The 14,623-nt window shown below is 37.4% G+C and carries 10 protein-coding genes and 1 CRISPR repeat array; of the genes, 8 read left to right on the top strand and 2 right to left on the bottom strand.

Annotation, left to right across the window (positions count from 1 at the left end):
* Positions 1-111: 111 nt before the first annotated feature.
* A CRISPR array of direct repeats spans positions 112-1,263; the repeat unit is 37 nt; unit sequence GTTTCTACTCACAAAATCCCCTCACGGGGACTGAAAC.
* A gap of 74 nt (positions 1,264-1,337) precedes the next feature.
* Together V7K27_RS35820 and V7K27_RS35815 are read right to left on the bottom strand one after the other, a co-directional pair.
* Positions 1,338-1,916 (bottom strand): HD domain-containing protein, encoded by a 579-nt coding sequence (locus V7K27_RS35820; protein ID WP_334953613.1) that lies wholly within the window; start codon positions 1,914-1,916, stop codon positions 1,338-1,340.
* 8 nt (positions 1,917-1,924) lie between these two features.
* Positions 1,925-3,382 carry a TIGR03985 family CRISPR-associated protein gene (locus tag V7K27_RS35815; protein WP_442947678.1) on the bottom strand — a complete coding sequence of 486 codons (1,458 nt, stop codon included), beginning with the start codon at positions 3,380-3,382 and terminating at the stop codon, positions 1,925-1,927.
* Positions 3,383-3,400: 18 nt separating this feature from the next.
* On the opposite strand from V7K27_RS35815, the gene V7K27_RS35810 reads away from it, so the two are divergent.
* From V7K27_RS35810 to csx2, 8 genes are read left to right on the top strand one after another with little or no spacing between them, the layout of a single operon-like run.
* Complete coding sequence (locus V7K27_RS35810) at positions 3,401-3,706, top strand: CRISPR-associated protein Csx3 (protein ID WP_334953612.1); 306 nt, start codon at positions 3,401-3,403, stop codon at positions 3,704-3,706.
* A gap of 44 nt (positions 3,707-3,750) precedes the next feature.
* A complete protein-coding gene (locus V7K27_RS35805; RefSeq protein WP_334953610.1) occupies positions 3,751-4,695 on the top strand; it encodes a CRISPR-associated protein Csx3 in 945 nt (314 codons plus the stop codon).
* A 56-nt stretch (positions 4,696-4,751) separates the two neighbouring features.
* Entirely contained in the window at positions 4,752-6,470 is a 1,719-nt protein-coding gene (locus V7K27_RS35800) for a Cas10/Cmr2 second palm domain-containing protein (protein ID WP_334953609.1), read from the top strand.
* Positions 6,454-8,964 carry an RAMP superfamily CRISPR-associated protein gene (locus V7K27_RS35795; protein WP_334953608.1) on the top strand — a complete coding sequence of 837 codons (2,511 nt, stop codon included), beginning with the start codon at positions 6,454-6,456 and terminating at the stop codon, positions 8,962-8,964. Before V7K27_RS35800 ends, V7K27_RS35795 begins: the two co-directional genes overlap by 17 nt.
* Complete coding sequence (locus V7K27_RS35790) at positions 8,954-10,447, top strand: RAMP superfamily CRISPR-associated protein (RefSeq protein ID WP_334953607.1); 1,494 nt, start codon at positions 8,954-8,956, stop codon at positions 10,445-10,447. The genes V7K27_RS35795 and V7K27_RS35790 overlap by 11 nt, the downstream gene beginning before the upstream one ends.
* Positions 10,447-11,004, top strand: coding sequence for a type III-D CRISPR-associated protein Csx19 (gene csx19 / locus V7K27_RS35785; protein WP_334953606.1), 558 nt, complete (start codon positions 10,447-10,449; stop codon positions 11,002-11,004). The genes V7K27_RS35790 and csx19 overlap by 1 nt, the downstream gene beginning before the upstream one ends.
* The gene (locus tag V7K27_RS35780; protein WP_334953605.1) at positions 11,004-13,331 is read left to right on the top strand and encodes a TIGR03986 family type III CRISPR-associated RAMP protein; all 2,328 of its coding nucleotides are present in this window, start codon (positions 11,004-11,006) and stop codon (positions 13,329-13,331) included. The genes csx19 and V7K27_RS35780 overlap by 1 nt, the downstream gene beginning before the upstream one ends.
* A gap of 24 nt (positions 13,332-13,355) precedes the next feature.
* Positions 13,356-14,588 (top strand): TIGR02221 family CRISPR-associated protein, encoded by a 1,233-nt coding sequence (csx2, locus tag V7K27_RS35775; RefSeq protein ID WP_334953604.1) that lies wholly within the window; start codon positions 13,356-13,358, stop codon positions 14,586-14,588.
* Positions 14,589-14,623: the final 35 nt, after the last annotated feature.

Below are 14,623 nucleotides of genomic sequence, written 5' to 3'. Positions count from 1 at the left end.
TCGGGAAGTTGCAAATTACTTGCAATAAGAGTGGCTGAAAATGACCAAAATTTTCGATCCGTCAAAACCCTTCCCAGGAAGCTTGCTCCATAAGAGTTTCAGCATGGAGCGGTTTCTACTCACAAAATCCCCTCACGGGGACTGAAACTTTCACTGCTTTTTATATTTTTGCTTGACAGATAAGTTTCTACTCACAAAATCCCCTCACGGGGACTGAAACAATTAAAAAGTCGTCCGCAAATTTGCCAGGGCCGCGTTTCTACTCACAAAATCCCCTCACGGGGACTGAAACAATATACTAACTGAGGCAAAGTTAGTTTGCTAATCAAGTTTCTACTCACAAAATCCCCTCACGGGGACTGAAACATGACTTGTGGACATTTTTCCACGAGGCTGACCAATATTGCCGTTTCTACTCACAAAATCCCCTCACGGGGACTGAAACAACAAATCCATGTCGGCAGATGTGAGCATTCCTGAAAAGTTTCTACTCACAAAATCCCCTCACGGGGACTGAAACCCTGATTGAGTGGTTTGAGAAATTTTACCAGGATGGTTTCTACTCACAAAATCCCCTCACGGGGACTGAAACATAAAATTACCAACACGCGCCTTCGCCATATCGCCCCAGGTTTCTACTCACAAAATCCCCTCACGGGGACTGAAACTTTTTATCAAATTGATTTAAAAAATTGATTTTTATCAGTTTCTACTCACAAAATCCCCTCACGGGGACTGAAACTGCCATCTTCTTGCTTTTTGCTCATGATTACATAAATTAAAAGTTTCTACTCACAAAATCCCCTCACGGGGACTGAAACATGCGTTTACCCGCTGCGCGGATATAATTTAAAATTGTTTCTACTCACAAAATCCCCTCACGGGGACTGAAACATTTTCGTCTACGAGCATCAACAGATAGTTCTGACGTTTCTACTCACAAAATCCCCTCACGGGGACTGAAACACTAAAAGATACTCTTCTTGATTAGTCGTAGCTTCCAGGGGAGTTTCTACTCACAAAATCCCCTCACGGGGACTGAAACAAGCTTGTAGATGTTTTGAGCTTCGATTTGGTGGGGTTTCTACTCACAAAATCCCCTCACGGGGACTGAAACCAGTAATGGTTGGGCATCCATATTTAAGTCCAAGTTTCTACTCACAAAATCCCCTCACGGGGACTGAAACTCTACTTCGGCTGCACCGTAACGAGTGACACTCCACAAAGTTTCTACTCACAAAATCCCCTCACGGGGACTGAAACATTCTATATCGTCGTCATTATATATGGATGGCTCGAAGTTTCGACAAACAAATTTTCAAATAGGATTGAAAAATTTAAACAAGATTGTCCTGGCACAATTGACTAACAACCCGTTTTAATTCCTTTGTCATCCAATCAGAGCCTGTTTCTTGATAAACCTGCACTAGAGATTGGTAGAACCACAAAGTTTTCTCTTTCCCAGCGCTAAAATCAGCCCAGATGACATCACCATGTTGTTGCCAATCAGCAAGCAAAGACCTAGCATTATGTAATTTATCTGCTAGAGATACTAGTCGAACAGAGGGCAAAGCATCGCGCAGGTTTTCTAAATATCGCTGTTTACGTTCTAGCCAGGGAGGTTTGGGTGGTGTATCCCACTCTGTGCAACCATCGACTATTGCTAAGACTATCTCCCCAAAACGCTGACGTATTTCTTCACGAGTGGATTTTCCGCCTTGATCTTCGATGCTATCGTGCAAAAGAGCTGCGATCGCTTCTTCTTCAGTTCCTCTAGCTTCTAGTACTAATGCTGCTACACTCAGTAAGTGAGCTACGTAAGGAATACCGCTAATCTTGCGGGTTTGGCTGGCATGGAGACGGGTTGCGTAGACTAGTGCTGCTTCAAATCTTTCGGTCAATTTTGGTATTGTCATACTGATTGTTAATTGTGATACATCTGAAATTGGGTGGCGATATCAACAGCAAAACTTTGTCGCAAATCCCAAGGTGTTAAGACTTCAACTTTTGGTTGCCATGCTCGTAAACGCATGACGATGTTATTGTCTCTGTGTTGGTGATCTTGATAGCGGATGAATACTTGATAGTAAGCATCTGTTGGCGATCGCTTGCTAAGAATTGTTAGTAAAGCCTGCTGTTGTTGAGGCTGTTTGATTTCACATTGAATTAGACGCTTTACTTCGTCGTAACTGATTTCTTTAAAAGTTTCGTGGCGTTCAGTGCCTTTAATATAGCGATCGCAAAACTCTCTCTCAAATCGCAGTAACATCAATTGCGAAGGCAAGTAGAAATCAAATCCCCAAGCTTTAGACATTTCTAAAGCAATATAATCTGGAGTAGGTAAAGATGTCTTTTGATAGTCCCGTAGTAGATTTAAAGGTAGTTTGAGGTTTGTCCACTCTAAACAAGTCATACTTTGAATATGGTCAAGGCGAAAGTTATACCAATCACTTTGTTTTTGCGGGCTTTGACCATAGGCACACAGATAAACTGCCCTCTGTACGTAGTAGATGCATACGGGATAAACGATACAATCAACCTTATCCCTAAGTCTGGCACTACCATAAGTTAGTTCAATCGGTGGAACTGGAGTTTTAGCCCAAAGTTGTCTTAACTCGCATTCCAAATCCTCAACTGCATCCAGGGTACTATGGGGAATCACATAATCGAGTTTCAAAAAAAAGCGTTGAACACCATTGATTTTTTGAGAATGATATTCTGCGATCGCTGCTAAATCTTCATGCATGAAGTTCAATTCGTAAGCACCAATTTTGGTAGCGGTAACGTCATCTTTAGCAGTTATGGGACGTGGTGGAAACTCGTACACTCGGTAATATTTCTGGTATTTGTATACCAGCCAACCCAGTTGAGCGAGAATTTCCAAATCAGCTTGCAACGAACGCCGAGTTACGCCAAACAAACGCTGCTGCAACAGTTTGTCTAAAGCCGATGCATCGATACCAGTGTAAGCAAGTATTGATTTCTGCCACTGGCTAGCAACTATTCCGGTTTTTTCATTAAACAACCATTGAGCTGTGGTTTTGATACAGGGGCAATCAGAGTCATGTATTAGAGGAATTTCTTCTCCTTTAGGATGTGTGGGAGTAAAGAATGCATCGCGCCAGTTTGCGTAAGAGAAAGAATCATCTAAAACTACACGGTCTTGATTATCAGCGTAGAGCGATCGTAGCCACACCCACAACCGAATTGCCCGCAGCAGGTTTTGTTTGAGATATCCGCGTCCTAAACACTGCAATAGTTCTACTTGGGGAATATCTTGAAAAACTAGTTCAGACACCAGCCGAATCTCGATAAAAATAACAATATTAAGATACAGCGTCTTGGAAGACACTTCTTCCAGGTGCGTGTATGATGTAGCCATCAAATAAATCTAAAGGTAATGAGTACTTACAAAATTGAGCTAAAAGACGGAATTCTAAGTGTTAAGTTCGGTGAACCTGCTCAAAATGACCAGATTGTGCGTGATGCAGCAGCCCGATTGGAGGAAATGGCAACATCAGGAGAACTCACAGGAGGGTCGTTACTCAAAATTAATGGGCCTATTTCTATTCCTGTAGCATTCGTTTTAGCACATAAGCTTGCTCATATTTACGGAGCAGTTGCTTTTTACGATCCGAAATTAGGTAAATATGTCATTTGTATCACACACAATCCATCGTATAAACTAGGAGACTTAATTGATTGATATTTGACTGATAGAGGAGGTAAATGTAGTTACTAATAAGTTCTATGACAGCGTATCACATAAGTCTGGAAGGCGACGTTTTGAAAGTCAAGTTTGGTAAAGATGCTAATGGCGATCAAGTAATACGGGATGCAGCAGCACGTTTAGATGAAATGGTCGTATCGGGTGAACTTTCAGGAGGAAAACTACTAAAGATTGATGGCCCAGCATCTGTGGCTGTGAGTTATCTGATAGGCCATAAGATATCTCAGCTTTATGGTGCGATCGCTGTTTTTGATCCTAAGATTGGTAGGCCAGGATACAAAACTTATATAGTTGCGGCTACACAAACTCCGGCATACAAGATAGGCGAACTAATTGAAACGGATGAACCCCAGAAGAGTAAACCAATTCTCAAAGTTGTACTTTGTGGTCCGCCACAGTCTGGTAAGTCATGTCTGCGTGAAGGTTTAAAGCAAGCAATCTCTCAGATTGAAGGCGCACCGTATCCTTATGTGATTACAGCTTGTCCAGATGGCGAAGGTGCATGGTTTTCTGATGCCGCACGGCGAGATCCAGATTTAGCAAGACGATTGAAGGATGAGTATAAAGTCAAGTTCACCCCAGAGTTTGCACACAAAGCTGCGGGTTGGGTACGGAGTGCTAATACACCACTCAATATCATTGATGTGGGCGGGAAAATCACGGAACAAAATCGAGTCATCATGCGTGAGGCGACTCATGCAGTAATTTTAGCTGGCGATCGCAGCAAGGAAGAAGTTCCGCTATGGGAAGAGTTTTGTCGGGATTTGAATATACATATCATTGCGAATCTTCACAGTGATTATCACGGTAACGAAGATGAGATTGTTAGCCAATCACCGTTATTAACTGGTAGCGTTCATTACCTCGCACGGGGAGAGGATGTTTCTTCTCGTCCGATGGTGCAGGCTTTGGCGCGGGTTTTGGTGGGGTTGTGTGGTGGGTTATCAGAAAAATCCGCCATCTGAGGATTTATTGCTGACACAAATTTGTAAATTCAATCTCTAAAAACTAAAAATAGATTATGCAATTAGTATTAATTGAGACATCTGGAAATCAAAACTACATTTTTTCAACTAACAAGCTCAAGGAAAACATTGGTGCTTCTGAATTAACATATCTAGCTGGTACAAAATGGGTTTTAGAAGCTGTTCAACAAGTAACTAATTCTGCACTTTGGACGCTATGGGCAGATAATTATCAACTCATAAATAAACTACTAGATGAAACATTAAATAAACCTATTACTTCATCTGATGATGTTAAGGTTGAAGTTATTATTGCAACTTCAGGTAAAGCACTGTTATTAATAAAAGACAAGGTAACTGCTAAACGAATTATTCAATATGTCACTCATAAAGCCCTAATTGAAGCACCAGGTTTAGATATCTGTGGTGTTATACATGGATTTGATTGGTATCAGGAGACTTTAGGAGAAGCCAATCGTAAAATACATCAAGAATTTGCAACATTTCGCTCTCAAAGACCCGCTCCTGATTTACGGTTTTTGCGTTTACCAGTAATAGATGAATGTTCTACGAGTGGCTTACCTGCTTCTGAAATAGGCTTTGATTTTGAAAATAAGCCTGTAATTAGGTCTGTAGTTAGTAGCAGTAAAGTCAACTATAGTGAAAAAGGGTTGGAACGAATTAGAGAATTAATAAAAAAAGAGAACCCTGGTATAAATTTTCCTGGTAGTATTCGAGAATTAATTGCATATCCCGATAAAGAGGGAAGATGGTTATCTGTTATTCATGCAGATGGAAATGGTTTAGGAGAAATTTTTATAAATTTTAATAAGCATATAGAAATTTGCAATCAAAATTGTGCAGAAGCCAATAGAAATTATGTAGATAAATTAAGAAGATTTTCTATTGCTTTAGATATCTGTACAGAAAAGGCTTTTAATTCAGCTATTCATGCTTTTGACTCTCCTGATAAAAAATTAGTTATGGTAATACCATTAGTCTTAGGAGGCGATGATTTAACTGTAGTATGTGATGGTAAAAATGCTATCAAATTTACTCAAATATTCCTAAAAAGTTTTGAAGAAGAAACTCGTGAAAATAAAATTATTTCAGCAATTGCCGAAAAAGCATTAGGCGTTAATCGTCTTTCTGCTTGTGCAGGAATAGCAATTATTAAACCCAAATTTCCATTTTCAGTAGCTTATAAATTAGCTGAATCATTGATGCAGTCTGCCAAAGAAGTTAAGAAAAAAGTAACTCATCCAGAAACAGAGAAACCTTATCCTTGTTCTGCTTTTGATTTCCATATACTTTATGATTCTAGTAATATTGATTTCAAAAGTATCCGTAGCAAGCTAGAAAGCAAAGGTCAAAAATTACACGTCCGTCCTTATGTAGTTACTGCTGAAGCTGATATTCAAGGAGCAAAAGATTTAAAATGGGCTAGATTTCATCAATTTTATAAGTTAAAAGAGAAAATACAAGTTCTTTTAGCTAAAGATGAGAATAATAACAATAAGCGACAATTACCTAATAGCCAAATCCACGACCTTAGAGCAGGATTGTTTTTAGGTAAAAGTATAGCTGATGCTAGGTATTTATTAATAAAAAATCGTTATATTGAGCAGGGAATTATTACGCTAGCAGGTAGCGAAGATTCTTTATTTCAAAAAGAAGAAACAGATTCAGAAATTTACATTACTGGATTATTAGATGCTATAGATGCAGCAGAGTTTTTAAATGTAGAGGAGAAAAATAATGAGCAGAAAGGATAAATATAAAAAAAGTCATATAAACCCATCTCAAACATCAAATAACATCATAGCAAATAAATTTACTACCGCACCTTTGAAACTAGAAAAATTAACTATTAAAATAAAATTTACCAGTGATTGGCACATTGGTTCTGGTACAGGAATACCTGGAGATATTGACAGCTTAGTGCAAAAAGACCAAGATGGACTTCCCTATATACCAGCTAAAAGTCTTACAGGGATTTTGCGAGATGCTTGTGAATTAGTAGCTTTTGGTTTAGATAATGGTATTGAAAATGGTGCTTGGCAACAGTGGGTAGATTATTTATTTGGAGAACAACCTGCTTTAGCAGAAGAAGCAATAGAAATAGCCCCTCGTCCTGCGGCTTTATCAATACGTCCAGCATATTTTTCTAAGGCTTTAAGAGCAATTCTGAACAGTAAACCTAGTCTCAAAAATGCTGTAACTTTTGTGAAGCCAGGAATTAGCATAGATGCTGAATCTGGCTGTGCTATTGAAAAATTTCTCAGGTTTGAAGAAGTAGTTAGAGGTGGGACTGTACTTGAAGCAGAATGTGAACTCAATTTGCCGGCAAGTAAAGACCAAAAAGAAGTTGCTTATTCTTTGTTAGTTGCCGGAACTAAGTTTGTAGAACGTCTAGGTGGTAAACGTCGCAGAGGAACAGGAAAGTGCCAAGTAGTAATTAAGGAAAGTGTCAAAACGCTTACTAATTGGATTAATTGTATTCAAAAATATCCTCAAGCAACATCAATTCCTGATTTATCAGAGAAAGAAGATGCAACAAATACAGAAAATATTCCCAACACTGAAAATAAAGAATGGGTGGAAGTCAGCTTAGGAATTACTACTAAATCTCCTTTGATTATTTCCAATCGAACTGTTGGTAACGTAGTTGAAACACTCGATTATATTCCTGGAACTCATTTACTAAGATTAATTGTCAAAAAAATAAGTGGTCTAGGAGTAGATTTAGGTAATGCTATCGCTCATGGTGAGATAATCCTAACTAACGCTACTTTAGAAGTAAATGAACAGCAAGGAAGACCTGTTCCTTTAGCACTTTTCTATGAAAAATTAGGAGGTGGATTAGATAAAGGAGGTAAAGTCTATAACCGCTTTTGTGAAAATGAACCAGAAGGACAATTAAAAGGTTATCGAGCAGGGTATATTGGCTCTACAGATGGAAACGATCTGCCTAAACATAAAACAGTCCAAATGACTGTGGGAACTCATAACACTATTGAAGATAAAGTTCAACGTCCTACCAGTGATTTAGGAGGCATTTATAGTTATGAAGCTATTCAACCAGGAACTAAGTTACAAGCTAAATTGAAGTTGAGTAAAACCATCGCAGATGTTCTAGATAAAGATACCAAAAATTGGCGCAATTCTTTAAATGGTAATTATCGTATTGGACAATCAAAAAAAGATGATTATGGCGAGATATGTTTAACATTGCTAAATCATCAAGAATCTAAACACCAAGACCTAGAAACTACCGATGATGAATTAACCGTATGGTTACTTTCTGATGTATTGTTGAGAGATGAAAGATTACGACCAACAACTGACATAAAGTATCTCCAAAAAGAGTTAGAAACTCATCTACAAGTTAAACTCGCTCGTAAATCTTGTGAAGATAAAAAACTTTCATTTATAGCGAGAACACATCGAATAGATTCTTGGCAAGTACGCTGGGGATTACCTCGACCTTCATTAGTTGGACTTGCTGCGGGAACTTGTGTTGTTTTTAAATTTACAGAAACACTTGAGCCACAATTATTAACTCAGATTCAATCAAGAGGTATCGGTGAACGGAGAGCAGAAGGCTATGGTCAAATTTGTTTTAACGATCCAATCTTAATAAAACCAATCTCAACACTAGAGCAACAAGAAAAAGCAATAGATAATCAACCAGAAGATTCTCCGAATAATTCCAATCATTATCTTGAAGATGAGCAAGATATTATTGATTATGCTCGTATCATTGAAAAAGCAGCCTGGAGAGAAATTATTCATCGAGCATCTTTACTTTTAGCTTCTGACGATACTTCTCGTACTCAAATTTTAGATATAAGAATTGAAAATGGAGAAAGTCAACCCCCTATGAGTCAACTGGGAAGTTTACGCTCAGTTATGACTCGCCTAGAATCACCAGAAGATGCAGATATAAGAAGATGGATTCAACATTTACAGGAAACTAAAAATCGTGCTGATAAATGGCCAAGTGGTAGTTTAGATAAACTTCGTCAATTAATCACCAATCCTACAGAAACTTGGGAACATCTATCATCAGCTTTAACAAAATTAGGACATAAACAAGGATTTGCTGAATTTACCCTGACTAAAACAGGAGAAGAAAAACTGAAACAAGAATTGTGGTCAGAAGCGGTACAAATTCTGATGGATGCTTGTATCCGCGCTCATAAACGTAAGCTTGAAAATCAGCAAAAAAACACTCAAAAACAAAGAGAAAAATTCTATGGCGCGTAAAATATCATCTCGAATTAAAGTTAGTGGTATATTAATTGCCCAAAGTCCTATTCATGTAGGCGGAGTTGGCGGTAATCCTCAAATAGATTTGCCTTTAGCTATTAATGGTCAAGGTCAATATTACATTCCAGGAACAAGTTTAGCTGGGGCTTTTCGTAGTTGGATAGGAGAGTCTCAGCAAGGAAATAAGGTATGGGGTTCTCAAGAACAAGAAGATTCTGATGGTCATGCTAGTTTTATTCTTGTTGAAGATGCACCTATCCAGGGTGTAAATGCTGAAATTAGAGATGGTGTAGGTATTAACAGAGAATGGGGTACAGCCGCAGAACAAGTTAAATATGACCGTGCAATACTACCTAAAGGCTCTAAAATACCATTAAATATCACCTTGGAAGTACCTTTAGAATCTGAAAAGGCAACAGAATATAAAAATAGTTTGGCTTTATTGGTTGAATCTTTGAAAAATGGGGAAATTCGGTTAGGTGCTGCAAAAACAAGAGGATTAGGGAAAGTCAAGTTACTTAATTTCAGCATCCATGAATCTAAGCTGAGTCAACGCGACGGTATATTAAAAGCATTGCAGGGTAATGATGATATCGTTACTAATAGCTTTTTACAAAGCAAGATCACTCCTTCTCAAAAGCCAAAATTAACTTTTGAAATTAACTGGCAACCACAAAGTCCGTTAATGGTAAAAGCTGAAGGTAATGGCATTGCTGTAGATATTCTTCCTTTAGTTAGTGCTGTTGAAAATAGCCTTACCTTTGTTTTACCAGGTAGTTCAATTAAAGGTGCTTTACGTTTTCAAGCAGAACGTATTATTAGAACTGTTTGTGCTTTATCAATAAAGGAATCTTCTAATTTTATGGAGCAAATCGAGGCTCCTTTGGTTGAGTATTTATTTGGTACAAGAGCAAAAGCCAATCACGAAACTAGAAAAGGTATTAGTTCACTATTTATTGATGATTGCTATGCTAACAAACCTATTACTCCTTCAGATTGGGGGAATATAGAAGCTGCTACTAACGAAAAAAATCTGAGAGAAGCACTAGATAATGCTAATCTTCAAAACGTCCAACAAGCTTTTCATGTAGCAGTAGATAGATGGACTGGAGGCGCTGCTGATGGTATGTTATACAGCAATTTAGACTTGATGAAAATAAACTGGCAACCTATATATCTTACTTTAGATATTAATCGTCTTCATGAAAATAGATTATCTGCTATTTCTCTACTTTTGTTATGCTTACGTGATTTAGCAGATGGTCGTATTCCTTTAGGATATGGAACAAATAGAGGTATGGGTTCAATTAAAGTCAATAGTATTGTGATTGATGGTAAAAATTTGCCATCTGATTTAACTAAATTCACAAATTTAACTCTACTAAATGGTAGTCTAACTGGCTTAGATACTGAATTTTTAGATACTTTAAATAATGATTGGAAAAGTTGGATTCAGGCACAAAATAAGGCAGGTAATTAATGGTAATTTTATACGGAAGATGTACAAAAGACAAGATTACTCTCAAATCAGCTATAGAAGAGTGTAAAACAGCATTGTCTGAAGGAGTCGCTATTATTTACTCTCCTACTTGCTGTCAATTTGCTAAAGTTGAACAAAATGGAGATTTAAAAAATGCAAAAAATGAGTCTTTATCCCTTGATAAAGTTTTTGAATTCCGAGCATTTAATCAAAATTTTGAGTTACGTTGGTTAAATGAATGGAACGGTGAAGGTAAAGCAGTTTTGATTTCTGAACAAAATATTTCAAATTATTTAGATGAAGATATTTCTGAAATAGAGGTATTAGATACTGTTAAGCAACAATATATTTTATGGGGTAAAGGAGTTAAAACGGTATCAACTTCGGGATGGGGAAAACTAGCCACTGCTCGTATCGGTTCTATAGATGTTCCAGTCACAGGGTTAACTACTAATCAACGAGTTTATTTGAAGGCTGTTGAATATCTAAAAGCTGATGAGGAATATGGGAATGTATCAGTTGTAGAAGAAAGATTACTAAAATTGGTGGTGGAATAATGTTAACAGGAAAATTAAGTGTTACCAAGAATGGAAAAGTTCAATTGCAATTTACTAATAGTAAAGGTGCATTCAGTAGTTGTGTAGTTGCCGATTCTGCATTATCAACAGATTTATTAGAAATTAAAAAAGCAGCGATCGCTAAACTCAATAATGTAGAAGTTGAATTAGAAGAAATTGGTGGACAACCAAAAAATATACGCGAAAAAGGTAAGCCTTTTGAATCTGCTCAAACTGTCACTCCCACAGTAAAAAAAGAAGTAACAGCACTACCACAACCAGTTCGTTCATCTCATAGTTCACCTAAAAATAATACACCAGGAGACTTTCACAACCCCTATAACTTTGTTCCTGCACTTCCACGTAACGTAGATGGGGAATTAGGCGATCGCACTCCTTGCGGACACAGTTCTTATCTAGATAATTACTGGAGTGGTAGAATTTCCGTTACCTTAACCACAGTTACACCCTTACTGATTCCTGATGCAGCAAAAGCACAAGGAACAGATCACAAAATTTATCCAATTCGACTAGATGCGGATGGTAAACCATATTTACCACCGACTTCAATTAAAGGAATGTTGCGATCGGCTTATGAAGCTATAACTAATTCTCGACTTTCAATATTTGCCAAGCATGAAGACCGTTTAGCTTTGAGGATGTCTACCAAAAATGATCTTATCCCTGCTAGAGTTGAATGCAAAAATAATCAATTAGTTTTAAGACTAATGGAAACACCTGATCTGCTAGGTAATACAGCCAGATTACCACGCTATCAAAAAAGTAGTAATTTACGAGATAAAGGTGAGAGTAGAGAAGCTGTTAGGTATGATGACTCAAACGAATTACCTCAATATGGTGATGAAGTTTGGGTAAGGCTTAATAAAGGGATAGTAACGCGAATTAGAAAATGGGATGCAACTTATCCAGGTGAGGGTGAATGGTTGAAAGGATGGGTATTAGTAACAGGTACAAATATTAATGGTAAAAAATATGAGCGAGTTTTTGTCGAGAGGAATGACAATGAAACAATAATTATTACAGATGACATTAAATCTCTCTGGCGAGAACTTATCAATAATTATCAAGAAACTCATGCCAAAGATTTAGACAATCGTCGTAAGAATAATCAAACCCCACAAGATTATCTTGGTGGTACACCAGGAAAAACAGGATGGTCGCGTCATATCTATGAAGCTAGTGAACTAGAGCTAGAAGAAGGTACTTTATGTTATATAGAACTTAAAAATAATAAAGTTACAGCGTTATTTCCTGTATCTATTTCTCGACGATTATATAATGTATCTCCTGATGAATTATTAGACAGCAATCTCAAACCTTCAACTAAAATTAATTCTCTTTCTCCAGCAGATAGAGTATTTGGTTGGGTTAATCAAGATGGTCAAGGTTCTTATAAAGGCAATTTACGAGTTAATTCAGTAGAATGCAATTCAGATGCTTCTGTAGAATCATTTGGAGATAACGGTTTTCCCCTCGCCATTCTTGGAGAACCTAAACCACAACAAGCCAGATTTTACATAGCTAAAGACAACAAAGGAACACCACTTGATAAAGGAATATCAAAAGAAGATACTTATCAAAGTAGTTATGCTTTAAGAGGACGCAAAGTTTATCCTCACCATAGTAATTTACCTGCACAATATTGGAAGAATCCTGTTGATGATAGAACACAAAAACCACAAGAGGAGCATTTCCAAGAATATCGTAGACCTAAAAAAAATAATATAGAACAAAGAGATGATCAAAATCGTTCTATTAAAGCTTGGGTAAAACCCAATACCAGTTTCAGTTTTAATGTTGACGTAACTAACCTTTCGGATGTTGAACTTGGCGCATTGCTTTGGTTGTTATCTCTTCCTGAAAATTATTCTAATCGTTTAGGAGGTGGAAAACCGCTAGGTTTTGGCAGCATAAAGTTAGCTATTAATTGGGATAAAACTGACCTTCGTAAAGGAGAACATTGGCGCGAGTTCTATTCTTACCTAACTTCAATTCCTAATTCATCCCCAAAGGAAGCAGAAACATCAATAAAACTTTTCAAAGATACCGTAACTGAAGTTTATGGTAAGGGCAAATCTTTTGAAGAAGTTCGTTTTATTCAGGCATTTTGTTGTGGATGTCAAGGGTTTAATGACAATAAACCTGTTCATTATCCTAGAAAACGTCAACAACCAGGACAAAATCCTGTACCTCCTCATCCAGATGGAGAAGCTTTTAAATGGTTTGTTGAAAATGAACGCACTGGTGGACTTAAAGTTTCATTACCTGCACTTTGGAATGAAACTGGTTTACCCTTATTACCTTAGTAACAATTATAAGGAACAGAAAAAATGAGCAAAATAAATATTATCACATTTTTAGGCGATCGCGGTGCGTTGCAAACTACCTATATTCATAACAAAAAGGAATATGTCGGCGGAGTTTTTGCAGAGGTCTTACGACAATTTTGCCAATATGACACAATGTTAGTTTGCGTCACAGAAAAGGCTAGAGAAAATACTTGGCCTGTTCTAGAGGCTTTGGGAGATTCACGCATTAAACCAATTGATATTCCAACTGGCAGAAGCACTGAAGAGATGTGGCAAACATTTAAAATAATTGCAGGAGAAGTTAATGAAAATGATCATGTTATTTTTGATATAACTCATGGACTTCGATCTTTACCTTTTCTTGTATTCTTATTCGCTGCTTACTTGAAAGCAGGTAAGAATGTTACTATTGATGCTATTTACTATGGTGCATTAGAATTAGGTAATTTTAAAACTGGTTTACCTGCACCTGTAATTGATTTATCAGAATTTGTAGGAATGCTTGATTGGATTACAGCTACTGATCAATTCATTCAAACTGGTGACGCACAAAGACTTGCTAAACTACTTAATCCAGATGGCGCAGCTAGTAATATAACGAAGAAAGCAGCAACAACACTATCAGATGTATCTCTTGCTACCCTTCTTTGTCAACCATTACAGTTAGCAAACAAAGCTCAAAGTCTTGAGTCTGATTTGCTAAAAGCACAAGAACAATTGCAGCTTACAGCGCCACCATTTGAAATGCTACGACAGCGTATTACTGATACCTTTGGTAATTTTATCGGTGACTTTCAGCAAGATACTAAAAAAGCATTAGAGGCGCAATTCCGTTTGATTATGTGGTATCACAATAACAATCGTTTAATTGAGGCGATGAGTTTAGCTCGTGAGTGGCTAATAAATGCAGTAACTCACCGTCTCGGTTTGCCATTTACCCTGAAAATTAGTACTCGTGAAAATCTAATTGCCAGAGCCATATCTGGTGTTGAGATGGTTAGCCGTAATGATCTTACTGTTGAAGAACTAAATGAGTACGGCAGAATAATCCATGATACATGGGCTGAGAAGGATAAATTGATTCAGTTATGGAATGCTCTCCGACCTGTGCGAAATGGCTTAGATCATGCCGGACATCAAGAAGGAGCAATGTCTGTTAGTAAAATTGTCAAGACAGCTAATGAGAAAATTAAACCACTTCTTTGCGCTCTTGCAAAAACTTGGGATTTTGAAAACTGTTTTGAGAGCATATAGAACTGTCAAGATACTATTCTCTGCTTACTCATAAT

Source organism: Nostoc sp. (assembly GCF_036919575.1).
Classification (GTDB): Bacteria; Cyanobacteriota; Cyanobacteriia; order Cyanobacteriales; family Nostocaceae; genus Nostoc.
This window is presented reverse-complemented; position numbering and strand designations above follow the sequence as displayed.